Annotated in this window: 26 protein-coding genes; 17 read left to right on the forward strand and 9 right to left on the reverse strand. The window is 24.5% G+C overall.

The window, feature by feature from the left end; all coding sequences use genetic code 11:
* The first annotated feature begins 71 nt into the window (after positions 1-71).
* From KQI36_RS14190 to KQI36_RS14205, 4 genes are all read left to right on the forward strand, one after another.
* Positions 72-1337 (forward strand): flippase, encoded by a 1266-nt coding sequence (locus KQI36_RS14190; RefSeq protein ID WP_216451433.1) that lies wholly within the window; start codon positions 72-74, stop codon positions 1335-1337.
* A 135-nt stretch (positions 1338-1472) separates the two neighbouring features.
* Positions 1473-1886, forward strand: a complete 414-nt coding sequence (locus tag KQI36_RS14195) for a CGGC domain-containing protein (protein WP_216451434.1) — start codon at positions 1473-1475, stop codon at positions 1884-1886.
* Between the two features lie 524 nt (positions 1887-2410).
* Positions 2411-3724, forward strand: coding sequence for an HAD family hydrolase (locus KQI36_RS14200; RefSeq protein WP_244991603.1), 1314 nt, complete (start codon positions 2411-2413; stop codon positions 3722-3724).
* Positions 3725-4002: 278 nt separating this feature from the next.
* Positions 4003-4818 (forward strand): alpha/beta fold hydrolase, encoded by an 816-nt coding sequence (locus KQI36_RS14205; protein ID WP_216451436.1) that lies wholly within the window; start codon positions 4003-4005, stop codon positions 4816-4818.
* Positions 4819-4934: 116 nt separating this feature from the next.
* Here the strand turns inward: KQI36_RS14205 and KQI36_RS14210 are convergent, their stop codons facing one another.
* The 4 genes from KQI36_RS14210 to KQI36_RS14225 all read right to left on the reverse strand — a co-directional run bounded on the left by KQI36_RS14210 (position 4935) and on the right by KQI36_RS14225 (position 9582).
* Positions 4935-6884: an FtsX-like permease family protein gene (locus KQI36_RS14210; RefSeq protein WP_216451437.1), complete on the reverse strand. Its 1950-nt coding sequence runs from the start codon at positions 6882-6884 to the stop codon at positions 4935-4937.
* Complete coding sequence (locus KQI36_RS14215; RefSeq protein ID WP_216451438.1) at positions 6871-7638, reverse strand: ABC transporter ATP-binding protein; 768 nt, start codon at positions 7636-7638, stop codon at positions 6871-6873. Before KQI36_RS14215 ends, KQI36_RS14210 begins: the two co-directional genes overlap by 14 nt.
* Positions 7639-7812: 174 nt before the next feature.
* Entirely contained in the window at positions 7813-8865 is a 1053-nt protein-coding gene (locus KQI36_RS14220; protein ID WP_216451439.1) for a sensor histidine kinase, read from the reverse strand.
* A gap of 21 nt (positions 8866-8886) precedes the next feature.
* Positions 8887-9582: a response regulator transcription factor gene (locus KQI36_RS14225; protein ID WP_216451441.1), complete on the reverse strand. Its 696-nt coding sequence runs from the start codon at positions 9580-9582 to the stop codon at positions 8887-8889.
* A gap of 504 nt (positions 9583-10086) precedes the next feature.
* Between KQI36_RS14225 and KQI36_RS14230 the strand changes: the two genes are divergently transcribed.
* The 11 genes from KQI36_RS14230 (at position 10087) to KQI36_RS14275 (ending at position 19269) form a co-directional block, all read left to right on the forward strand.
* Entirely contained in the window at positions 10087-10632 is a 546-nt protein-coding gene (locus KQI36_RS14230; protein ID WP_216451443.1) for a GNAT family N-acetyltransferase, read from the forward strand.
* A gap of 166 nt (positions 10633-10798) precedes the next feature.
* Positions 10799-10927, forward strand: coding sequence for a glycine zipper domain-containing protein (locus KQI36_RS18000; protein WP_483400431.1), 129 nt, complete (start codon positions 10799-10801; stop codon positions 10925-10927).
* Between the two features lie 42 nt (positions 10928-10969).
* Positions 10970-11695, forward strand: coding sequence for an HAD family hydrolase (locus KQI36_RS14235; protein WP_216451445.1), 726 nt, complete (start codon positions 10970-10972; stop codon positions 11693-11695).
* Positions 11696-11863: 168 nt separating this feature from the next.
* Positions 11864-12577 carry a GNAT family N-acetyltransferase gene (locus KQI36_RS14240; protein ID WP_244991604.1) on the forward strand — a complete coding sequence of 238 codons (714 nt, stop codon included), beginning with the start codon at positions 11864-11866 and terminating at the stop codon, positions 12575-12577.
* A gap of 484 nt (positions 12578-13061) precedes the next feature.
* Positions 13062-13487 (forward strand): GNAT family N-acetyltransferase, encoded by a 426-nt coding sequence (locus tag KQI36_RS14245; protein WP_216451446.1) that lies wholly within the window; start codon positions 13062-13064, stop codon positions 13485-13487.
* A gap of 497 nt (positions 13488-13984) precedes the next feature.
* Positions 13985-14410 carry a GNAT family N-acetyltransferase gene (locus KQI36_RS14250; RefSeq protein WP_216451448.1) on the forward strand — a complete coding sequence of 142 codons (426 nt, stop codon included), beginning with the start codon at positions 13985-13987 and terminating at the stop codon, positions 14408-14410.
* 262 nt (positions 14411-14672) lie between these two features.
* A complete protein-coding gene (locus KQI36_RS14255; protein ID WP_010295744.1) occupies positions 14673-15368 on the forward strand; it encodes a response regulator transcription factor in 696 nt (231 codons plus the stop codon).
* Positions 15369-15456: 88 nt separating this feature from the next.
* Positions 15457-16380 carry an ATP-binding cassette domain-containing protein gene (locus tag KQI36_RS14260; protein ID WP_216451450.1) on the forward strand — a complete coding sequence of 308 codons (924 nt, stop codon included), beginning with the start codon at positions 15457-15459 and terminating at the stop codon, positions 16378-16380.
* Complete coding sequence (locus KQI36_RS14265; RefSeq protein ID WP_216451452.1) at positions 16373-17113, forward strand: ABC transporter permease; 741 nt, start codon at positions 16373-16375, stop codon at positions 17111-17113. The genes KQI36_RS14260 and KQI36_RS14265 overlap by 8 nt, the downstream gene beginning before the upstream one ends.
* Before the next feature lie 15 nt (positions 17114-17128).
* The gene (locus tag KQI36_RS14270; RefSeq protein ID WP_244991606.1) at positions 17129-18028 is read left to right on the forward strand and encodes a sensor histidine kinase; all 900 of its coding nucleotides are present in this window, start codon (positions 17129-17131) and stop codon (positions 18026-18028) included.
* Between the two features lie 305 nt (positions 18029-18333).
* Positions 18334-19269, forward strand: coding sequence for a transposase (locus tag KQI36_RS14275; protein WP_216451454.1), 936 nt, complete (start codon positions 18334-18336; stop codon positions 19267-19269).
* 512 nt (positions 19270-19781) lie between these two features.
* Here the strand turns inward: KQI36_RS14275 and KQI36_RS14280 are convergent.
* From KQI36_RS14280 to KQI36_RS14295, 4 genes are all read right to left on the reverse strand, one after another.
* Positions 19782-20216 (reverse strand): GNAT family N-acetyltransferase, encoded by a 435-nt coding sequence (locus KQI36_RS14280; RefSeq protein WP_342357396.1) that lies wholly within the window; start codon positions 20214-20216, stop codon positions 19782-19784.
* A 66-nt stretch (positions 20217-20282) separates the two neighbouring features.
* Entirely contained in the window at positions 20283-21350 is a 1068-nt protein-coding gene (locus KQI36_RS14285) for a site-specific integrase (protein WP_216451458.1), read from the reverse strand.
* 260 nt (positions 21351-21610) lie between these two features.
* Complete coding sequence (locus KQI36_RS14290) at positions 21611-22042, reverse strand: ImmA/IrrE family metallo-endopeptidase (RefSeq protein WP_216451460.1); 432 nt, start codon at positions 22040-22042, stop codon at positions 21611-21613.
* Positions 22043-22117: 75 nt separating this feature from the next.
* Positions 22118-22588, reverse strand: a complete 471-nt coding sequence (locus KQI36_RS14295; protein ID WP_216451461.1) for a helix-turn-helix domain-containing protein — start codon at positions 22586-22588, stop codon at positions 22118-22120.
* 162 nt (positions 22589-22750) lie between these two features.
* Here KQI36_RS14295 and KQI36_RS14300 point away from each other — a divergent pair, with 162 nt between their 5' ends.
* Both KQI36_RS14300 and KQI36_RS14305 read left to right on the forward strand, forming a co-directional pair.
* Positions 22751-22990: a helix-turn-helix domain-containing protein gene (locus KQI36_RS14300; RefSeq protein WP_216451463.1), complete on the forward strand. Its 240-nt coding sequence runs from the start codon at positions 22751-22753 to the stop codon at positions 22988-22990.
* A 58-nt stretch (positions 22991-23048) separates the two neighbouring features.
* Complete coding sequence (locus KQI36_RS14305) at positions 23049-23516, forward strand: hypothetical protein (protein ID WP_216451465.1); 468 nt, start codon at positions 23049-23051, stop codon at positions 23514-23516.
* 85 nt (positions 23517-23601) lie between these two features.
* On the opposite strand, the gene KQI36_RS14310 is transcribed toward KQI36_RS14305, so the two are convergent.
* Positions 23602-23916, reverse strand: coding sequence for a helix-turn-helix domain-containing protein (locus KQI36_RS14310; RefSeq protein ID WP_342357393.1), 315 nt, complete (start codon positions 23914-23916; stop codon positions 23602-23604).
* Position 23917: the final 1 nt, after the last annotated feature.

The following is a 23917-nucleotide window of genomic DNA, read 5'->3' on the forward strand; positions in this document are numbered from 1 at the left end:
TAAATGCTATTTTGTATATTTATGTAATTGTGATATAATCCAAGCTATATATTACAATTAAGGAGAATATTATGAAAAATAGTATTTTATTGGATTTAAAAGTAGCAATCAAAAATGGATTTTTACATATTTTTGGATCCAGTTTTATAAATAAAGTTATTGGGTTTGGTATAGGTATAATTTTGCCTAGAATAATTGGAAAGGATTTATTTGGTGAATATACATATGCTCAAACTATTCTAAATATGTTTTTATTATTGCAAGGATTAGGTGTTGTACCAGCTATTCTTCAATATTGTAGTGGAAATTATGATAAAGATCAAAAATTATCATATTTAAAATATGGAATTAAAATAGGTATGATAAGTAATTTAGTTATATGTATTTTAATGGTATTATTTTCTATATTTGGTTCACTACCTATCAAAGGAAGTATGACTATTCTACTATATTTAAGTGCAATACCTGTATTTTCTATAATTTTTGATATTATTCAAATTTATTTAAGAGTGCTTTATGAAAATAAAAAATTTGCTATATTAAGCAATTCCAATACTATATTATATTTAATTGGAATTGTTTCTTTAGGTATATTATTTAAAATAAAAGGTATTATACTTGCAAGATATATGTCATTAGTTTTAACAATTATATTAGGAATAATATTTTTAAGACAACACATATCAAATTTATCAAAGGTTGAATATCCAGATAAAGCTAATAAAAAAGAGTTTTTGAAGTTTTCTATAGTTTTATCTTTAACAAATGCTATTTCACAGTTACTTTTTCAATTAGATGTACTTTTAATTGGTAATATAATTAGAGATGTGTCTATCGTTGCAATATACAAAGTAGCTACATTAATTCCAATGAATATGCTTTTTTTACCATCATCTGTAATGATTTTTGTTTATCCTTATTTTGCAAAGAAATGTGATGATAAAAATTGGGTTAAAGCAAAATATATTAAATTACAAAGATACTTAGCTATTATAAATGGTTTAATTAGTATAATTTGTATTGTATTTGCTCCAATTGTTATAAAAATTATATTCGGAAGTGAATATTTAAATTGTATAAGTGCTTTTAGGATTTTATGGGTTGGTTATTTTATAGCTGGTACATTTAGGGTACCTAGTGGAAATATATTATTTACTATAAAAAAACAAAAAGTTAACTTATTTAATTCAATTTTTAGTGGGATTTTAAATATAGTATTAGATATTTTGTTAATTTTAAAATTTGGCTATGATGGAGCTGCGATAGCAACAGTTATTACATTTGTAATATCATCCATAATATCTAATACTTATTTATATAAATATCTGAATAGTTAATTTAGAAAAATTTAGTTTAGATAAAATTATATCTAAATATTAACTATAAAATATAAATTTTACAAGTTAATATATGCTTGTAAACTATGTATATGTTTAATTTTAATATTTATTTAGTAAAAAATGGAGGGAAATATGGAAGTTAAATACGTTATTATAATTCAATGTGAAATTGCACATAAGAGGTGTAGTGGTTTTGCTTGTACTGATGCATTTTATAATAGAGATGAAATGTTTAAAGAATACGATAATAATATAAGATATATTTCATTTACTTGTGGTGGATGTTGTGGAAAGGGCGTTGCTTCTAAATTAGAGCATTTTTCTAAAAAAGTATATAAAAAATATAATCTTAATAAAGATCAGGTTGTTATTCATTTATCATCTTGTATGGTAACTGATAATCATCATTATGATAGATGCCCTAATATAGATTATATAAAAAATATATTGATAAAAAAAGGTTATAAAAATATAGTTGAAGGATCTTATATTAGTATTAATGCTAAAAGAAAAAGAGAAGAAAACAAGTATAACTGCTATAAATAAAATTAATTATATGATGAATACATTTAAAAACTATTTAATGATATACTGAAGGAATTTATAAGTAAAAGATAGGGACTTATAAGGTTTAGAAAAGATGACTGAAATTTTATATTATATAAGATGTAACTTAAAAAAATTACAATAAGGTTAAAGTTTATAAAGAGTTGTTTTGATAACAAAAGCAACTCTTTTATTGTACTTAAAAAATTATACAACATTTCAACAAAATATACATAAATACATATGTTTTATTATAATAAAAATTATATATTTATGTAATAATATATAATTTAATTTAAAAATATGGTACAATTGGTATGTATTACAAAAGAGACAAAAAATATAGTTAGTAAAGAAACTTTTTATATTATAGTTAAAAACAAAGTGTTTAATTAAATATTTACATCGCAAGTAATTGATATAATAAAAAATAATTTAAATTTATTTTTAAACATTCTACTTAAACTGCTAAAGTAAAAAATGCAAAAGATTAAAAAGTTTTGTAAAGAAGGGGAGTAAATAAATTGAAAAATAAAAGAATTTTAGCATTATTAATGGTAACTTGTTTAACAGTAGGAACTTTAGTGGGATGTGGAAAAAATCAAAACACAGAAACTCAAGAAAATAAAAATGTAGCAAGTGATGTAAAAAAAGATGAGGTTAAATTACAAAAATTAAATTGGTCAGAAAATAACTTTAATGCATTAAATAAACTTATTGAAGAAAATGGAATTAAAGGCAAAAACTATGACGAAAATAAAAAACCATATATTGTAGTAGATTGGGATAATACATCAATTTATAATGATGTAGAGGAAGCTCTATTAATATATCAACTTGAAAATTTAGAATTTAAGATGTCTCCAGAGGAATTGTCAAAAGTACTTAGAAAAGATATACCTAAAGATAATTTTAATGAAAAATGTAACAATAAAGATGGACAACCTGTAAATATAGATTTAATAGCTGAAGATATAGATTCAGATTATAAATTTATTTATGAAAATTATAAAGGAATGAAAGGTGATAAAACTCTTGAAGATATGAAAAAAACTTCAGAATATAAAGATTTTATTGCTAAAACAAGATATTTATATGATTCTATAGGAAAAACATTTTCAGCAGATATAAGTTATCCTTGGGTTACATATTTATTTGCAGGAATGAATGAAAATGAAGTTAAAGAATTAGCAGAAAAAGGTATTGATAATGCATTAAATGAAAAAATAGGGGTAAAAAGTTTAACAAGTCCTGAAGAATTACCAGGCAAAGCAGGGGTTGTATCAGTTTCTTATAATAGTGGATTAAGAACTTTAGAAGAACAACAAAATTTATACAATACATTAATGGAAAATGGAATAGATGTATACGTGTGCAGTGCAAGTTTTGTTGATATTGTTAAAACATTTGCTTCTAACCCTAAGTATAAATATAATGTACCAGAGCAAAATATAATGGCTATGGAGCTTCAAAGAAAGGATAATGTTATAGTTCCTGAATTTAAAGAGGGATATGATCAAACTCAAGGAGCAGGAAAGACTAAAACAATAAAAAGATTTTTAGCTTCTGAAAAAGGTTATGGACCTATTCTTGTAGCAGGAGATAGTGCTGGGGATGTAGCTATGCTAAAAGATTTTGAAGATACTAAGATTGGGTTAATAATTAATAGACTTAAAGATGGTGAAATAGGGGAATTAAGCAAACTTGCTTCTGAAAGTGTTGGTAAGGAAGATGCAAAATATTTACTACAAGGAAGAGATGAGAATACTGGAACTTTTAGACCTTCTGAAAAATCAATAATGTTTGAACAAACTGAAGAAGGATTACTACACAAATAATTTTTAAATAAAAGGTAAAAGTAATACTAAAAATATTTAAAATATTATAAATGTTGTAAAATACATGTGAATTTTTATTTAATGATGTGGTTTAAGAGAATGTTTATATTGTATCAATTTCTAGGGAGATCATAAATGATCTCCCTTAATTTATTTAAGAGGTTATTGATTAAAAGAGTAAAATATATGATTTTAATATAAATTCTATTTTGAATTCACCTATTTGATTTGGTGGAATAAAATGTTAATGAAAAATAGTTATTAAGAGAGGTATTTGAGTGGGATATTATGTTGAGGTAGAAGAAAATATAAATATTTATGTGGAAGATCTTAATCCAAAAGGTAAAAAGACAATTGTATTTTTACATGGTTGGCCTGGAAGTCATAAACTATTTGAATATCAATTTGATCAACTTCCTAAAATGGGGTATAGATGCATAGGTATAGATCAAAGAGGATTTGGCAAATCGGATAAACCTTTTACAGGGTATGACTACAATAGATTAGCAGATGATGTTAAGGCTGTAATTGAAGCTTTAGACTTAAAAAATGTTATATTGTCCGGACATTCTACAGGCGGAGCAATTGCTATAAGGTATATGGCTAGACACAATGAAGCAAGTGTGTCTAAGCTTGCGCTTTTCGCAGCAGCAGCACCAAGTCTAATAAAAAGATCATATTTTCCATATGGATTAGAAAAAAAAGATGTAGATGACATAATTAAGGGAACCTATGATGATAGACCTAAGATGTTAAGAGATTTTGGAAATATGTTTTTCTTTCAACACATAACTGAAGCTTTTTCAGATTGGTTTTTCCAATTAGGGTTGGAAGCTGCAGGATGGTCTACGGCATCAGTAGCTAATTCATGGTTAAATGAAGAAGGGTTATTTTCTGATTTGGAAAAAATAAATGTTCCAACATTAATATTGCACGGTATTCATGATAAGGTTTGTCTTTTTCCATTAGCTCAAGCTCAAAATCAAGGTATTAGAAACTCAAAACTTATAGCATTTGAAAGTAGTGGACATGGATTGTTTTATGATCAGAAGGAGAAGTTTAATAAAGAACTAATACAATTTATAGAGGAATAATAATCTTAATTATTAATAAAACACCGCATTATTAGATTTTAATTATACGGTGTTTTATATTTTATAGAATTAATAAAGATTAAATAATGGATATGATTATAAGTTAACTTTAAAAATTATAATTCCCAATTATTAATTTGCTTTGTATATATTGATTTTGAAAAGAAATAGTAACTGGTTTGAAGTAGTAGGTATATGGCTACTATAGTTAATAAATATATGCTCAAACTTTCACCAAGAAGATTACTTAATGATTTTATAGCAAAGGCTGTGTGGCTAAAGGCTACTACAAAAGGTAAGAAAAACATTATAAAGCATTGAATACTTATAATAGTTTTTACTTCATCCTTTGACATCCCCATTTTTTTAAGAGAGATAAATTCTTGTTTGTCTTTTTGAATTTCAGTAAACATTTTAAAATACAATATACTTCCTGTGGCTATAAAAAATAATATTGCAATGAACGTTCCTATAAAGAAAAATAGTGACATCCCGTTCATAAATGTGAGAAATCCGAGTACTCTTTCGTTAAACATAGTTTCTTTGTCTTTAGGAACCATAGATTTAATTTGTGATACGATATCTGATGAATTTATCCAATCATTTATATTGTAGCCATAGTAAACATATTTACTTTCATCAGGAATTCTATTTAAGATTTTCTCATAATTACTATCGTTAATTATAGCTATATTTGCATTTTTCTCATCAGAATTTATAATTCCTCCAATAATTTCATCTTTAATCTTAAATTTTTCATTGAATCCTTCTATATCTAAGTTTAAAGATTTTATATTTGAAAATAATTTTTCATTTTTAGGATTCATGTTGCTATAGGAATGTATAACTATATCATCGTAATTAAGATTAAGTGGAGTTTTTCCAAATTCAGTAGCTAATATGTTATATTCACTATTAGACATAATGTAAAAATCTTTCTTGTTACTAAAACCATTATTCATAGAATTATCTGTATTTAAAGCTTTAATTAAAATAACTTTACTTTTAAAAATTATATTATGGTCACTAGAATTTAATATAGACTCAATTTCTTCAGGTATTATTATATCATGAGAATTTAATCCACTTTCAATAAAACTTATATCTTGGGGAGAGTTTAGTTGAATTTCCTTTTGCATACTTTTTTGCAAAGAATATATACAGGATGATGCTGTTAAAGTAACACTACTTAGTATCGATACAATAAATAATATTTTTGCATTATCTTTCAATTTATATATAATTTGAGATAAAGTTATCATATTAATACCTTTATAATAAATTAACTTGTTTTCTTGCAACTTATTTGTAAAATATACACTGAATTGAGAATACAATAAATAAGTTCCTGTAACTACAAGAATTAAAATAGGGAACATAGTTAAAATTATTAAAGTACTTGATGATGCAGCTATAATATAGCCTAGAAAAATAAGTATTATAGATAAAATCGCTTTATATTTAGAAAACTCTGGGGAAGGCTTTGCTATCCTTGAGCCTTTTAGAAGTTCTATTATGTTATTATTTTTTACCTTATGACTTGCTACAAATCCAATCAATTGAAATAATATAATGAAACATACTAAAGTTATAATAAGGGCCTTAGTAGATATAGAAAATGGTATTTCTAAATTAAGCTTTAAAATAGCAGAAATTGCCATGAAAAATAACTTTGAGAATAATGCTCCAAATACAATCCCTGTTGCTATAGAAGCTAGAGAAACTATTAAGTTTTCAAACATAATATAGTTTCTTATTTCACTTTTAGTAAGTCCAAACATTGAAAGTAGTCCAAATTCTTTTGCTCTTGATTTTAAAAAGGTTGATATTGAATACAGAGTAAATACTACAGTAAATGTTAATATTATAAATTCGCAAAGATACATTATTTGTATTGATAGTAGTCCTAAGTTACCCATAGTTTTTATATTTTTAACTTCAGGATTAAATATAAAATTTGCAAATATAAAAAATATCATAACAACTAAAGTATTACTTAAATAGTACATTATATATTTATTTAAGTTACCTTTAATATTTTTATAAGCAATACTACGCAAGGTCATTATATTTTCCTCCTAACATAGACAATGAATCAATAATTTCTTTGAAAAATAATTCTCTGCTGCCACCGCGTACAATTTCTAAAAACTGTTTTCCATCTTTAATCATTATAATTCTTTTGCAAAAACTTGCAGCAAAAGGATCATGAGTAACCATCATAATTGTAGCATTTTCTTTATTATTTAAATTGTTTAAAGACTCCATTACATCTAGAGAAGATTTTGAATCCAAATTTCCTGTAGGTTCATCTGCAAGAATTATAGAGGGGTTATGGATAAGAGCTCTTGCACAGGCTGACCTTTGTTGTTGCCCACCAGATGTTTCATAAGGTTTTTTATGCAAGATATTTTTTATTCCTAAAAGTGAAGAAATTTCATCAACTCTTTGTTCTATATCTTTTAACTTAATTTTATCTAGTACTAATGGGAGTATAATATTTTCTTTGATAGATAAGGAATCTAAAAGATTAAAATCTTGAAATATAAATCCTAATTCTCTTCTTCTAAATAAGGCAATATTTTTTTCATCTAGCTCAGTGGGATTTGTACCATTTATAAGCAATTCTCCTGAAGACGCTGTATCTATAGTCGCAAGAATATTTAATAAAGTGCTTTTTCCACTACCAGAAGGTCCCATTACACCAACAAATTCTCCTTTTTCTATATTTATATTGAATCTATCAAGGGCTTTTACAGTCAAACCACCTTTATTACTTCCGTATATTTTAGTTATGTTAACACCTTTTAATACAGACATATTTTAAACTTCCTTTCTATTTTTCATATTGATAAGTTATCTATTAAAATATATAAGCTTATTTTAAAGTAATTAAATTTTGTGATAACCTCTATATTTATTATAAAAAAAATAGGAAAATCAAGGTATCGATTTCCCTTTCATGCCATACTTTAGTCTTACAATATTGAAAGATTATAGTTTAAACATGTTTTTACCAGTATGAAAAACAATAGAAAAAGTTGTACCTTGGTTTTCTTGGGATTCAACAAGTAAATCATGTCCAAGCTCATCACATATTTTTTTGGATAAGTACATACCCATACCAGTTGATTCAGCAATTTTTCTCCCGTTTTTACCTGTAAAGAAAGCATTAAATATTCTGCTTAGGTCTTGAGGAGGAATACCAATACCATTGTCTGCAACGGATAAAATAACTTTTGTTGATTCTTGGTTTATTTTAAAGGTTATATATTTTTTATCTTTTTGGCTATCTTTAGAATATTTTATGGCATTAACAAAAATTTGATTTATCACAAAGAAAAGCCATTTTTTATCTGTTTCTACAATAATATCTTCATCGCCAATAATTTTAGGAAATATAAAATTGCGTATCAATGATTTTTTATTATGATTAATTACATTTCTGACAATAGATATAATATTAAAACTTTCTACATTAAAATCTAAATTAAACTCATTAAGTCGAGTGTTATAAAGCATCATTTCAATGCAATGAGATATTTTTTCATTTTCCTCTGCTAGACTATCAAATATTGATCTGTATTCTTCGTTTTTTTGATCTTGAAGGATAAGATTTATTACAGATACAGGGGTTTTTATCTGATGTACCCATTGATTAGTAAAATATAGGTATTGCTTACGTTCTTCTTCATATTTTCCAATCTTATCACCATATATCTTATATACTTTTAAAAGAAGATTTCTATATAATCGTTGTTCTATTGTTCCAGTACAATCTAAGTTTAACATGTAATCTAATTCATCCTTTGAATTAATCATAAGGCTCAATTGGATGTAAAAAGATTTATTTTTAAAATAATCATATAATAAAAAGATTATAAACAATACTGCTGAAACTAAAAAGGCATAGAATATATTAGTTTTAGGAAGGTTTATTTTGTTAATAATTAAAGTTAAATACATTATTAAAATAACTATTGATGTACTTACAAAGTAAATAAGTGCATATCCTATTCTATCTTTTAAAAAATCTTTTAATTTCATATTTGTCACCTACCCACAAAATTAAATTTTCCAATTATCTATTATTCTATATCCTTGTCCTCTTTTTGTTTCAATTACATCTATAATATCTAATTCTTCTAATCGTTTTCTTAATCTTGTAATATTAACAGATAAAGTGTTATCATCTACAAAATCTACATCATTCCATAATACTTCAAGTAAAGTTTCTCTTGAAACAATTTTATTTACATTTTTAAGTAAGCAATATAAAAGCTGAAATTCTTTTTTGCTTAATTCTATGTTTTTTTTATTAAACTCTACAACGTTTTGATTTATATAAATAAATAATCCATTAACTTCAAACATTTCATTGTTAGTACTTTCAGAATAACTGCCATAAACTCTTCTTATAACGCTTTTTATTTTTGCCATCAAAAGATCATAGGAGAATGGTTTTGTTATATAGTCATCACCACCATTTTCTATTGCCATAACTTGGTCCATATCTGATTCTCGTGAAGATATAAAAATAATGGGTACATTAGAAAGTGTTCTTATATCTCGACACCAGTAAAAGCCATCATAGAAAGGAAGATTGATATCCATAAGAACAATCTGTGGATCATTTTTTATAAATTCTCCTTTTATATTTAAAAAGTCATTTACTACACATACTTCATAACCATATTTTTCAATGTGGTTTTTCATCAATGTACCAAGTTTTACATCATCCTCCACGAGCATTATATTGTACATACCCATATACCTCCTTTGGTCATTTTATATTAAATTATATAAAAAATTATAAATACTTTAAATAACATAAAACTTTCCAATATTATTCTTCTATGTATAAATATACTTTTTATAATCAGTGTTTTCAACTATTTTTGTTATTTAAGTAGTTTTAAATTGCCTACAACAAATGTTAATAGGTTAGTATAGCTAGTATTTATAGGGGGAAAATGCTAAAATGTTTTAATTTATGGATGGTCATAAAAAATTACATATAAAATTTTAAGTTTTCATTAATATATATAAATACTTTAGTTATTAGGTCTTGGAATAAATAATTTAAAAAGCTAACTTGAAATCCATATAAGTATGATATAATTTTCTAAAACCATAATTTATAATTAAATTTAATATATGTAAATTAAAAGTCTAAATGAATTATGTATATAAAAAATTTGATAAATATTTAGTACATGAAATTTTTTGAGTTTTAAGATAAGGATTGAAATAGAAGAGGTGGAAAATATGAATATATTTACTGATAGATTATGTTTAAGAGAATTTGTAGCAGAGGATTATGATTTCTTTTTTGAACTAGAAACTAGCGAATTTATCCAAAAATTTGAATCAGATACCATACCTACAAAAGAAGAAATTGATGAAAAATTTTCTAAAATACTTAAATGCATAAATAAAATACCAAGAAATAGATACTATTTGGTTATTACAAAGTTACCTGACTTTCAGCCAGTAGGAAAGCTAGGGTTTTGGGAGATAGATCACTCTATTAGAGAATGGGAGATCGGTTGGGATATTCATATAGATCACATTGGTAAGGGGTATGCTCCAGAAGCAGCAAAAGCATTGATGAAATTTGGATTCAATAAATTAAATGCTCATAGGATACAAGCGTTATGTAATGATAAAAATACTAATTCAGAAAAAGTTATGATGAAAATAGGAATGAAAAAAGAGGGAACATGTAGAGCAGTTAGATTATTAAATAATAATTGGTATGGAAGTCATATTTATTCCTTATTGGATACTGAAATAAAATATATAGACAAGTAAAAAGTAAAAGTATAATGTATTTTAAGATTTATTGATACACTGAATTTAAACAAAAACATATAAAATATAATTTATAAAAAATTAAAATAGAAGAAGATATAAAATGGATGAAGATAAGTAAAAAGAAGATATTACAAAAAAAGAAGAAGATTGGATATGTATTTGCATATCATGTGGAATGTGTATAGGATTAACATTTGGAGTGATTTTTAATAATATTGGTTTATTTATAAGTCTTGGTACGTTTATAGGATTATTAGTTGGATATATAATAAATTTAAAGAAAAATAGATAATTTAAATTTATTATATAGATTTTATTGTTAATGGAGGAATTTATGAAAAATATTAAGGTAATATTTTTTGATATGGGAAATACTTTATTACATTTTCATTATGGACAATCAGATGATGAGAAAGACATGAAAGGTTTAGTTTATTTAACTGAGTATTTAAACAGATTTCATGAAAGTATTACATTTGAAGATGTGAAAAATAATTTTTATAGAATTTGGATGGATGGAATAAAAGATAGAAAAATTAAAAGAATAGAATATCCAATTGAAAGCTTTTTTAATGAGTTTCTTAAAAAATATGATTTGACTTTTAGTTTAGAACAATGTATACAAGCAATTCATTGTTTTTACAAAGAATATAGAGAGCAAGTTAGGTTCGAAGATAATATATATGAAACTTTAAAAAGTATAAAAGAAAAAGGTTATAAAATAGGTGTTATATCCAATACTTGTTATTATGATGAGGTTATGAAGGAGTGTTTTTCAAAGGCAAAAATTTATGAATTAGTAGATAACTTTACTTTTAGCTATTCATTGAGAATAGGAAAACCTAATAAAAAAATTTTTGAATCAGCTATAAAACAAATGGGAATTTCACCTAAAGAAGCAATAATGGTTGGGGATAATTTAGAAAGTGATATTAAACCTGCTTTAGAATTAGGTATGAAAACCATATGGTTAAATAAGGATATAATTAATGATGCTAAATTAGAAATAGTACCACATGTGAAAATACCAAATATAAAGGAAATATTAAATTATATATGATGAACTAAATATATAAAACGCTTATTAGGAAATTTATTAGGTGTTTTTATTATATCTAAGATTTTATAGTGACAGTCATTAAACTTGTATAAGTATATATATTTATAGAAACTTAATACTCTAAATAAAATTGTATTAAAAATAAATTAATTGTATGGGGAATAAAAAATGAGTGATATAAAGGATGTATTGAAATTTTTATATAAAGATAAAATTAAAAATATAAATGTTATAAATTTTATTGAAAATTATCCAATAATCTATATAGAACAAATAGGAGAATCAGTTATAGTTAAAGGTAACAGTGATAAAAAGTGGGTTTATATGAGTTTAAAATCAATAGATGAATTAAAAAGAATAAAAAGCAAAATAGATTATGATGATAAAAATTTTGCAGCAGTGGAAGAATGGATGATGCCTATTTTAATTGAAGGATATAAAATTAAGTGGAGATTATCTACTATGAAATTAGTATTAAAAAATGAAATAAATATAAATGAGCCTAAAAATATTATGGATAAACTAAATATTGATGATGCTAAGTTTATATATGAAAATTCAGATTATAAGGATGTCATATCTATTGATTATATAATTAATAGAATAACTAAAGGTGTAAATTCTTGTATACGTCATATGGATAAACCAGTAGGATGGGCAATTACACAGGATGATGGTGCTATAGGATTTCTGAATGTTTTGCCCCAATATAGGAATAATGGGTATGCTCATGATATCACTATAGATTTAATAAATAAAGTTCGTAATAAAAATAAAATTCCATTTGTCCATATTGAAGAAGATAATGAGGAATCTATGAAATTAGCAACTAGTTTAGGATTTGAAAAATATAAAATAGTGAATTGGTTTGAAAGAGAATAATAAATATAAAAAAATAATATTGATAGAATATTAAAAAAATTTAGAATTGTGATATAATTGTGGTATAATTGTAAAAAATAAACAGTTAAAAATATTAAGTGTAGAAATATAATATAATTGGAAAAAAATATTTGTAATAAATAATAATAATGAATAATTTTTTTAATAAATTTGTAATTATTTTGTAGGATATGAAAAGGATATGAAAATATAAAGAAAATGTTATATATAAAATTCCTAAGTGAAAAAGCGTGATTCTTATAGATAGAGTGTAAATCAGTGAAATGAGATTTATTTATCTTGAGCATGCTAAAAAGGTAATATAATTTTATTATAAAAAATATTGAAATTGATAGAATTTAAAAAAATGAAACTTCTTATAAGAAAAAGCATATAATTGAAAAATAAAAGAACAGTAATGAATTTTTGCATATTTTTATTATGTATTAATCAAGTGTTAATAAGAAGAAAGGTGATAATTATTATGAAATATACAATGACAGATAACCCAAAAGATCAAGATGTTGATATAGTATTAAATAATTTAATAGAATATAATCTTTCACATATAGAAGAAAAAAATGTTAAACCACTAGCCATTTTTGTTAATGATGAAAATGAAAATATAATAGGCGGCATTATAGGGAAAACTCACGGTAATTGGTTAGAAATATCTTCATTATGGATAGATGAAAAGATTAGATATAAGAAAATTGGTTCAAAGTTATTAAAAAATGTTGAAGCAGAGGCCATAATAAGAGGTTGTAGGTATTCATTCCTTGATACTTTTAGTTTTCAAGCAAGAGACTTCTATTTAAAGTTAGGATATAAAGAAGTTTTCACGCTGGAAGATTATCCGATAAATAGTAAACGTCATTATTTTATGAAACAACTAGTAAAAAACAGGTAAGATAAAAATGTATGTATAGTTGAATTATAAATGTTGGAATGAAGATTTAACAAATGTTATATCTCATATATTATGAAAATAGAGGAGAAATTTCAGTTATATATAATTGGTTAAGTAATATATTAGATAGACATTTAATATGTGTACATTTATAAAAAAAGTATAGTTATAACATATGATTCATATTTAGTAGTGGTATTTACAAGAGAGCTTTTTGAAAAGTACTTTTTCATACCACAATTAGCTGTGGAAAAATATAATATCTAATTGTACTGGTTATATGTGAATCAAGCCTAAAATTTAACTTTTTAGAATGTATTTAATAAACTAAGTAAACGATTAAATATGCTGTAAATTATGAATAATGTCAAAAAATAGATAGTAATTTAAGGTGAGAGGTTAGATTGTAATGATAAGACATGGAATTTTTGTTAGAAGGAAACGGAATTATTATTAGATAAAGATTATAAGAACATGTGTTTTAAGGTGGAGGGTTTATGAGATTTGTAATAACTGATATTCCAAGGGAAAGTGATATTAATGGAATCGAAAGTAATTTAAAAAAGTATAATTGCTCTAATCTAGGAATAAAAGCAGCCAAGCCTTTAGCTATTTTTGTTAAAAATAAAAATAATAATAAAATAGGTGGTATTATAGCACAAATCAACGGTAATTGGTTAGAAATGTCATTGCTGTGGGTTGATGAAAAGTTTAGAGGCAGAAAAATTGGTTCTAAGTTGTTGAAAACTCTTGAGGCGGAAGCTATAGTGAGGGGATGTAAATATGCATTTCTTGATACTTTCAGTTTAAAAGCTAGGGAGTTTTATCTGAAGTTAGGATATAAAGAAGTTTTAAAATTAGATGAATATCCTGCAACGAGTAAACGTTATTATCTTTTGAAACAACTAATAGAAAATAAATAGATTGTTAAGTTATAAAGATATCGTATTTATTCAGTGATGAATTTTACGATATTTTTATTTAAAGATAAGAAATAATGATATTTTGAAAGTAATAGCAAATTTAAAGTTATAATAAAAAATGTACTAATGAGATTAATACATTTTTTTCTTTATATAATAGTATAAAGATGGCATTGTAATAAGGTGAGATTATAATAAAATTTTATTAATATAAAAAATATTGTATAATTATTGTATGAAATTTTTAATGGAGGTATTGAAGATGGATAGAGATATAAATATTTTAGTTGTAGAAGATGATGAAGATATAAATAGAATTATAAGAAAAATTCTTGTAAAAGAAGGATATAATGTGAAATCAGCTTATTCCGGAACAGAAGGTAAGTTATATATAAATATGGAAGATTTCAAACTTATAATATTAGATTTAATGTTGCCAGGAATGACAGGAGAAGAACTTATTTCATATATTAGAGAAACTAAAAATATGCCAGTTATAGTTATATCAGCAAAAAAATCTCAAGATGATAAAATAAATTTACTTAAATTAGGAGCAGATGATTTTATATGTAAACCTTTTGATATAAATGAGGTTTTAGCAAGAGTACAAGCACAGCTAAGAAGATATACTAAATTTAATAGTGTAAAAGAAAGTAATGAACCTTTAATTTATAAAGAGTTAGTTTTAGATAAAGATTTAGTAGAAGTAAAAGTAAAAGGAGAAAAGATAGCATTAACAGCTAAGGAGTTTTCTATCTTAGAGTTACTTTTAAGTCATCCTAAGAAGGTATTTACTAGAGCAAACTTATTTGAAAAAATTTGGAATGACGATTTCTTAGGTGATGATAAAACTATAAATGTACATATAAGTAATATAAGATCTAAAATATCAGTAGTAGATAATAGAAATGAATATATAAAAACAGTTTGGGGAATAGGTTTTAAACTTGGAGAGTAACTTTATAAATTCTTAATATTTTCTTTAACTTATCTTGACCATTTTATTTTATTATAGACACATAGAGATTTAAGAAAGGGTGAGTTAAATGGAAGAAACTATTTTGGCTACAAGAAATTTAACTAAACGATATAAAAACAATATTGTAGTTAATAATGTTAATATGAATATTAAAAAAGGTGATATATATGGGCTTATTGGAAAAAATGGAGCAGGAAAAACCACTATAATAAGACTTATATTATCTTTAATAGATGAAACTGATGGGGAAATAGAATTGTTTTCAAAAACCTCTACAAAAGAAAAATTAAAAGAGCTCTCTCGTGTAGGTTCAATTGTTGAAACTCCAAAATTTTATCCTTATTTTACTGCTGAGCAAAATTTAGAATATTATAGAATTCAAAGAGGTATTGTAGAAAAAGAAGTTGTAAAAGAATCATTAGAATTAGTAGGATTAAAGGATGTAGGAAATAAGAAATTTAAAAAATTCTCTTTAGGTATGAAGCAAAGATTGGGAATCGCTTTAGCTATCATGGGAGATCCAGATTTTCTTGTTTTAGATGAACCTACTAATGGGTTAGATCCTATGGGAATTGTAGAGATTAGAGAAATACTTTTAAAGCTTAATAAACTTAAAAATACAACTATACTTATATCAAGTCACATACTAGGAGAAGTTGCACAATTAGCTACATGCTTTGGATTTATTGATAATGGAATGTTAATTGAAGAAATTTCAGCTAAAGAAATGAATGAAAAATGTAGAACATGTTTAGCTATTAAAGTTAATGACACAGAAAAAACATCAGCTATATTGGAAGAAAAAGTTGGATGTAAAGAATATGAAGTGTTACCTGAGAATAATATAAAGATTTACACTCATTTAGATGAACCAGAAATTATAAATAAGTTATTAGTTGAAAATGGAGTAATGGTCTATTCGTTAGAAAGGTTAGGCGCTAATTTGGAAAACTATTTCATTGATTTAGTAGGGGGAAAAGAACATGTTTAATTATATAAAAGCAGAGATGTACAAATGGTTAAGAAGACCGTTATTATATGTAAGTTCTTTAATTATTATGTCTTTAATAGTATTTATTTTTTTAGTTGTTTCAGATAATGCTCCTATGGAAGCTAGAGGTGTGCTTATAAGTATTGCTAATGAGTTTTTAGCAGGGATATTGATATTTGTAGTAATACTTACATCAATATTTTTAGAAGAATTTAAAGAAGGAACTTTAAAGAACATAGCTTCTTATGGATTAAGTAAAGAAAAAATATTTTTAGGTAAAATAATTATAGAGAGTATAATTTTTATAATAATTTGTATAGTGTGTTTGATAACTTTTATAACATGTATATACACATTTACAATTCCTTATGAAGGCTATTCAAATGCAAGTTTATTGCTATTATTAGCTAAGTTTTTAGTTGGATTACCTTTATATTTAGGAGGCATAGCTCTTGTAAATATATTAATGTTATTTTGTAAAAAAGATTTTCTATTAGCAATTTTATATATTATTGTATTGAATTTTCGTCAAATTATATTATATTTGGAATATAAAGTTTCAAAGAGTTTCATTTATGTATACAAGTTATTACTTACATCGCAACTATCTAAGCTTCAAATAATGGAAAGTATTAATAGTGAAATGATAAGTATAGCGTTAATAGGGGCTGTATATACAATAGTATTTAGTTTAATTGGTATGAAAATTTTCAGAAAACAAGAAATTAAATAAAGAAAGGGTTAATTGATGCATTATATATTAATAGTAATTCTTATTGCATTATTGAGTATTACAAGTTTAAAACTTTTTCTAAACAGAAAAGAAATTAGAAATATAAAAAAAAATCTTAATAAAATAAATTCAAGTGATACTAATGAAAAAATTAAAATCTCTGTTTCTGATAAGTATATTGAAGAATTGGCTATAGAAATAAATAGTTGTTTAAAATTAAAACAACAATTAGAAAGAAACTATAAAGAACTAGAGGTGGAATTAAGGCAAGCTATTGCAAACATGTCACATGATTTAAGAACTCCACTTACATCTATTAAAGGATATATTCAGTTAATTAAAGATGAAGATATATCAAAGGAAGAAAAAAATGATTATATAAATATAATTGAAAAAAGAGCTAATTCATTACAAATGTTAATAACTAGCTTTTATGATTTATCTAGATTACAAGCTAATGAATATAATTTTAATTATGAAAAAATTAATGTTAGCAATATTTTATGTGAGATAATATCAGAGTTTTATGAGGATTTTATATCGAAGGGATTAGAACCTAATATAAATATAGATGAAAAAGTAGAGTGTGTTATATCAGACAAAAATGCAATAAATCGGATTTTTATTAACTTGATTCAAAACATCTTAAAACACTCTAAAGGAGAAGTTAGCATTTCTTTAAAAAGAAAGGATGAATATATAGATGTTGAGTTTAAAAATTATGCACCAGAATTGACACTGTATGATGCATCACATATGTTTGATAGATTTTTTACAAGGGATAGGATGAGAACAGGGCAGAATACTGGGTTAGGATTAGCCATAACTAAATCACTTGTGGAAAAATTAGGAGGTAATATTACATCTAAATTAGAAGATAAGTATTTGTATATAAATGTTTTGATAAAGATATGAAGTTTATAGTGGGGGATATTATTATGATAAAAAGTCATTGTTATGCAATTATATTTGGAGCTTTAGTTGTATATATTGCCGTAAGATATAAAGATTGGAAAATAAAAAAACTTAATAATAAATAATTATAAGAAGACACAAAATAATAAGTTATTAAGTGTCTTTTTTAATTTTAATTAGTGACAGTCATTAAATTTAATAACTTTTAATAAATATATTCTATAATTACGATTTTGATTAACTATTTTTATATTGTCAAAGCTTTAAATAAGGACAATTATTTATTAATAGGAGTGAATTTAGTTTTGGCTAGAATTGAAAGGGAAAAAACAGAAAATGCTATATACCATGTAAGAATAATAGGATGCAAATCAAAACCATTATTTAACAATGAATATGATAAAAAAATGTTTATGGAAAAATTATCTGAAAGTATACAAAAATATAAATTTAAAGTATATGCTTATTGCTTAATGGATACTTATGTACATCTTATAGTGGATTCATATGGTACAGATATATCAGTTATTATGAAAAGTGTGAAGGAAAGATATTCAAAGTATTATAACAAAGAACATGATTCAAATGGATCGTTATATAAAGAAAGATTTGAAAGTACAATAATAGAAAGTGATGGGTATTTAATTGCAGCATCATTATATATTCACAGAAATCCAAAGGACATTGTAGGATATAGAAATACCCCTGAAACTTACAAGTTTTCAAGTATAAAAGCATATTCAGGAGGTATAGATGAATTTGATATAGTAGATAGTGAATTTATATTGAGTATACTAAATAGATTTAAATACTTTGCAGTAAAAGATTATATAAAACTATTTAACGATACTATGAATATTCAAAATAATAAATTCAAAGAATTAGAAATAAAATTAGATATGGAATTTAAAAATGTAGAGTATGTAAATAATAGAGAGATATTGAAAAGAAATTTTTCTGTCAGTAAGTTGGCTCAGTTTATAGTAGAAGAAATAGGGTTAGAAGTAGAAGATTTATTAATAAAAAATAGAAGTTATAATAAAGAATTAAGAGCATTATTTGCTTTAATGGCTACATCACTATGTGGTATAAGTTCTCTTAAGATAGGAAAGGTGTTGGGGGGAATAACAACAAGTAGAGTATGTACTCTAACCAATTATGGAATAGAACTTATAAGATGTAATAGCAACTATAGTAATATATTTAAAAAGTTCATGGAAAAAGAAAAATATGTAATATAAATAAAATTAAAAAAATATAAAAAGAGCTTTATAAAATTAAATAAGAATATGTACAAACCTTAAATATAAGTAAAGGTAGATTTTCATAAATTAAAAATATGATAGTTAATAAAGTTAAATAAGTATAGTTTCTATTTAGTGACGGTCATTATTATTTATTAGTATTTAACAAAAGTGCCAGTTATAATATTTAACAAGGAACATTTCAAATAATCTGATGATGTTAAAACGGGCACTTTTTTTAATATCTATTTGAATAAATTAAATTTTAAAAGCTTAATAATTTTAAAATTTAATCAGTATTTAAAATGGACATGCTATTAAAGAAACAAATTATGGTATCAATAGTTTTATAAATGATTATTGTAAGTAGATAAAATATTTAAATAAATAAAAATTTAGAGTGTTTTTGTGCATTATTATATTTAAGTTTGAACTTTAAATTTAAAAGTGTGTATTTAGTATATTTTTTAGTGACGGTCATTATATAAATTACAGTATAGTACATTAATTTAGTGACAGTCATTATAAAATGTATATTTCATTTTAACAAATTCTCCATTGCCAAGAGGGGTTTTAGTTTTATAAGTATCTATTATATTAAAACCTGTTTTAGTGTAACATTTTATTGCTCTTTTATTAAATGAACGAACTTGTAAAATAATAGGTTTGTTCGGATATTTATACTTGCATTTGTCTTTTACTAATTCCATTATTATAGCTCCAAAACCTTTTCCACATAAAGAAGGTTTGAGTCCAATGCCTATAATAATATAGTCATTTCTATTTACTAATCTTATATGGCCACATAAATTATTAAGTTCATCAATGATAGAATTAAATTCAGATTTTCTTTTTTCTTCATTTGTAATACCCCAATTTTCATTACACATTTTACTCCAACTTGGATAGTTATATATAGAATATTCATCTATTAACTTATAAATGCTTCAAAACAGCGATTTAAACGATGTTTATATTAGGTTCGTCAAACGATTCGTCAAAAATAAATTTTAAAAAATTTTATTAATTAAGCTTATTGCATTGTTCATCATATCGTTTGTAACATGAGAATAAGTATTCATTGTCTCGCGCACATCATGCCCCATTAAAGTTGCTACAGTTTTAAAATCTAATCCATTAGAAATTAGAGTAGTTGCATATGTATGTCTTAATTCATGTATAGTTATATTATAACCTAATGTTCTCATAGTTCTAGAAAATGAATTTAATGGAGTACTTATACTTTTATACAAAAACACACGGTTAGTTTCATCAATAGGTGAATATTTTACCCAATCTAACAATAACTCTTTTACATAAGAAGGCATAGGAATAGTTCTATAAGAATTTTTAGACTTTAATTCTCCAAACCCAATCGTACCATTATCTAATTTTTTCCATTGAAAATCTATCTTTATAATATTGTCCTTAAAATTAACGTTATTCCATTGTAATCCAAGTATTTCGCCAGCTCTAAGTCCACACATTCCAGCTAAGGCAAAAATAGCTTTATATTTAAAATTTTTAGTCCTGTTTATTAAATCCTTTAATTCAGATTCGGTTAGTGCTTTTTTATTAGATTGTTCTTTTTTTACTTTTAGTTCAACATTAACAGCCGGTGACTTTGATATAACATTATATTTATTTGCAGCACTATTAAATAGTGTTTTTATTCTAGTAGTATAAGTTTTTATAGCCCCATATGATAAGTTAATTTTTATCATATTATCTATACAATTTTGAACATCTATATTTGTGATTTTATTCATTTCTGTATTATCCAAATTTCTGAAGTGTTTTAAGGCTGCGTTGTATGCAGCAATAGTATTGCCTTGCATATGTAATTTAATATGTTCCATATACATATCTTTAAATTCTGCAAAAGTTATGTCACGTAACTCAGCATTTAAATTTTCATTTTCCTTTAATTCTAAAAGCATCTTTTCAGCTGCAGGTTTTGCTTCCTTCTTAGTACTAAAGCCTTGCCTAGATTTTTGCTTCCATTTACCTTTAACCTTATAACTTATTATAAATTGCCAGCCCTTGTCCTTTTGTCTATAAGTTATATTGTAATCCAATCTTATCACTCCTCATCTATTGTGTATTGTTTTGATAGGTTTTATCTTATAATAAGTATATATTTTATTAGTCTATAATTTAACTAGAAATTTATTCTACTAATCATAATTTACAATCTACACCATTTTGTTTTTAATAATATTAAGTTGTTTTCAGAAAATATTAAAAAATGCCCTACTTAATATATATAGGGCAAGGGGATTTGTTATAGGGTTGGTGCTCTAAGGCTCTCGAATATAGGCAAAGATATTAAAAGATATTATTTGTTAAATTTAAGCTCTAAAAATAAAGGATGTATATCCTCACATTTAGATATAGTTTCTAAACTATAATTCTTATAGTTATATATTAAGTCATCATCTATCAATAATTCAGCTGCAAAGGCATTTGCTTGTATTTCATGTTTTTCATTATTAAATAAAGTACATGAAATATTAAAATATTTATTATGTTTGCTATGCAGCACTGCATGTCCAAGTTCATGTGCACAAGCAAACATTTTTTCATTACAAGTTAGGTTTTGATTTATAAAAAAAACTTTTTTTCTTTTTTCATAAATATAATGAGCAGTTACATTACCTAAGTCTACTTCATATATCCAAATTTCAAGTTTTTCCGATATTTCGAATGGATTATTTGTATTATATTTTTTAATTAAGTTTTGAACCTCTCGTTTTATATTACTTCTCAATGCTATTCCCCCCAAAAATGCCTATTAACCCTAACAATGTTTTAGTTATACAAATAAAGAAAATTAATTTATAAATTAATTTTCTTTATCATTTTGTTTATACTTTTTAGGTGTATATTTTTGTTTATTATATATTCTTACATCTGTTAAAAATTTTTCATAAGCTAACCTAAGATATTCTTTATCTTCTTCATCAGCTACATTTCCACAAAACTCTACTACATTAGCTTTATCCATATTTTCAATCATTTTTTTTGCTTCTTTTTCTATATCTATTTTATCTTTTGATGTTAATTTTGGTTCCCATTGAGTATTTTTTATTATCTTAGTATCAGATTTGAGCAAGTCAGTTCTTCCAAGTAAATAATCTATAGATACATTAAAAAAGTCTGCAATTTTTTGTAATAAATCATTTTCTGGAAGTTGTTGGTTTTTTTCATATCTAGATATAGAACTTTTGTTTAAATAAAAATTATCAGCTAATTCTTGCTGCGTTAATCTATGTTCTTTTCTTAATTCTTTTAAGCGTTCACCAAAGGTTGACATAAAATAATCACCTCCTAATGTATATTTTATCTCAAGTTGCGATAAAATAAATTAAAGTTGTTTAAAGAGAAACTTTTTTTGAAAAAGGTATTGACAAGTTGTTTCAAAAGCAATATTATATAAATATAAAGTTTACCGAAAAGCAACTGAAAGGAGGTAAATATGAATACTAATGAATTTAAAGCTGCTAGAATTAGAAAAGGATATACACAAGAAAAGCTTTCAAAATTATTAGGAGTTACTAAATCTTCCTTAAGTAGAAAAGAAAATGGGCTAACTCCATTTAATTGCATAGAAGTATCTATATTGAAAGAAATATTAAAATTGACTCCAGAAGAAATAGATAATATTTTTTTTAATGAAAAAGTTGTTTTTAAAACAACTAAAAATAATACAGGTTAATTATAGTTTGTACCCTTATAAAGAAAAGTAGTCAATGGAAAGAGAGGTGAAAATGGCAATGAATTCTAAAAAAATTTTAGAACAAATAGAAGATGCATTAATGAATCAAGATGAATTAGCAGTAGATTTGTTAGATAAAGCATTAGTTATTTGTGAAAGTGACGTTACTGAAAATGCAAAAAAGCAATTTCAATTTATTCTAGAAAACAATACAGATACTCAAAGAATTTTAAGTTATATAATTTCAAATTATCTAGTAGAGGGAGCTATGAGTTGTATTGAAAAGAATAAAGTAAAAATATTTTATGAATATGCTATTGAGAAAAGATTAAGACAACTTTTCTTTAAGAATATGGTTTTATCAAATTTTAAGTATATGCCTATAACAATTTACATTTTAGGTGAGGAGTATTTAAAACATATATGTCTTAATAGAAAAAAGTATGAACTGGAGCTTAGAAATACATTTATAAGTGTGAAGAATATAGAATCAAGTTTATATTCTAGAGCATTAATTGGTTTATAAAAAAGATTAAGTGGAACAATGGAAACTTCTTGATGGGTTGGTTAAATCAAGTGTAAGAATTTATAGCTTAAATAAAAAAAGACACCTATTTAAGTGTCTTAATGAAAACTGAAAGTGCTTCTAGTTGCTCTGGTGTTAAGTTCTTGTTTTGTTCAATAAATTCCTTGAAATGTGCAGGAATTAAATCAGTTGAACTATCATTAAAAAAATCAGTTAGTGATATATCGAATATTTCACAGATTTTAAAAACTGTATCAAAAGTAGCAGTATTCACATTGTTTTCAATTCTAGAAAGTTGTGGTTGAGATAATCCTACTTTGGAAGATAGTTCACTTGAAGTTATATTATTTATAGTTCTAAGTTCTTTGATACGAGAGCCTATATTAAACAAATTATACACC

The organism is Clostridium senegalense (assembly GCF_018916625.1).
Lineage (GTDB): Bacteria > Bacillota > Clostridia > Clostridiales > Clostridiaceae > Clostridium_J > Clostridium_J senegalense.

Excerpts from the sequence above, each read along its gene's own strand:
- KQI36_RS14255 (WP_010295744.1), top strand. The coding sequence starts at position 14,673 with ATGGATAGAGATATAAATATTTTAGTTGTAGAAGATGATGAAGATATA.
- KQI36_RS14190 (WP_216451433.1), top strand. The coding sequence starts at position 72 with ATGAAAAATAGTATTTTATTGGATTTAAAAGTAGCAATCAAAAATGGA.
- KQI36_RS14215 (WP_216451438.1), bottom strand. The coding sequence starts at position 7,638 with ATGTCTGTATTAAAAGGTGTTAACATAACTAAAATATACGGAAGTAAT.
- KQI36_RS14195 (WP_216451434.1), top strand. The coding sequence starts at position 1,473 with ATGGAAGTTAAATACGTTATTATAATTCAATGTGAAATTGCACATAAG.
- KQI36_RS14220 (WP_216451439.1), bottom strand. The coding sequence starts at position 8,865 with ATGAAATTAAAAGATTTTTTAAAAGATAGAATAGGATATGCACTTATT.
- KQI36_RS14210 (WP_216451437.1), bottom strand. The coding sequence starts at position 6,884 with ATGACCTTGCGTAGTATTGCTTATAAAAATATTAAAGGTAACTTAAAT.
- KQI36_RS14230 (WP_216451443.1), top strand. The coding sequence starts at position 10,087 with ATGAATATATTTACTGATAGATTATGTTTAAGAGAATTTGTAGCAGAG.
- KQI36_RS14270 (WP_244991606.1), top strand. The coding sequence starts at position 17,129 with ATGCATTATATATTAATAGTAATTCTTATTGCATTATTGAGTATTACA.
- KQI36_RS14265 (WP_216451452.1), top strand. The coding sequence starts at position 16,373 with ATGTTTAATTATATAAAAGCAGAGATGTACAAATGGTTAAGAAGACCG.
- KQI36_RS14250 (WP_216451448.1), top strand. The coding sequence starts at position 13,985 with ATGAGATTTGTAATAACTGATATTCCAAGGGAAAGTGATATTAATGGA.
- KQI36_RS14260 (WP_216451450.1), top strand. The coding sequence starts at position 15,457 with ATGGAAGAAACTATTTTGGCTACAAGAAATTTAACTAAACGATATAAA.
- KQI36_RS14305 (WP_216451465.1), top strand. The coding sequence starts at position 23,049 with ATGAATTCTAAAAAAATTTTAGAACAAATAGAAGATGCATTAATGAAT.
- KQI36_RS14240 (WP_244991604.1), top strand. The coding sequence starts at position 11,864 with ATGAGTGATATAAAGGATGTATTGAAATTTTTATATAAAGATAAAATT.
- KQI36_RS14235 (WP_216451445.1), top strand. The coding sequence starts at position 10,970 with ATGAAAAATATTAAGGTAATATTTTTTGATATGGGAAATACTTTATTA.
- KQI36_RS14295 (WP_216451461.1), bottom strand. The coding sequence starts at position 22,588 with ATGTCAACCTTTGGTGAACGCTTAAAAGAATTAAGAAAAGAACATAGA.
- KQI36_RS14245 (WP_216451446.1), top strand. The coding sequence starts at position 13,062 with ATGAAATATACAATGACAGATAACCCAAAAGATCAAGATGTTGATATA.
- KQI36_RS14300 (WP_216451463.1), top strand. The coding sequence starts at position 22,751 with ATGAATACTAATGAATTTAAAGCTGCTAGAATTAGAAAAGGATATACA.
- KQI36_RS14225 (WP_216451441.1), bottom strand. The coding sequence starts at position 9,582 with ATGTACAATATAATGCTCGTGGAGGATGATGTAAAACTTGGTACATTG.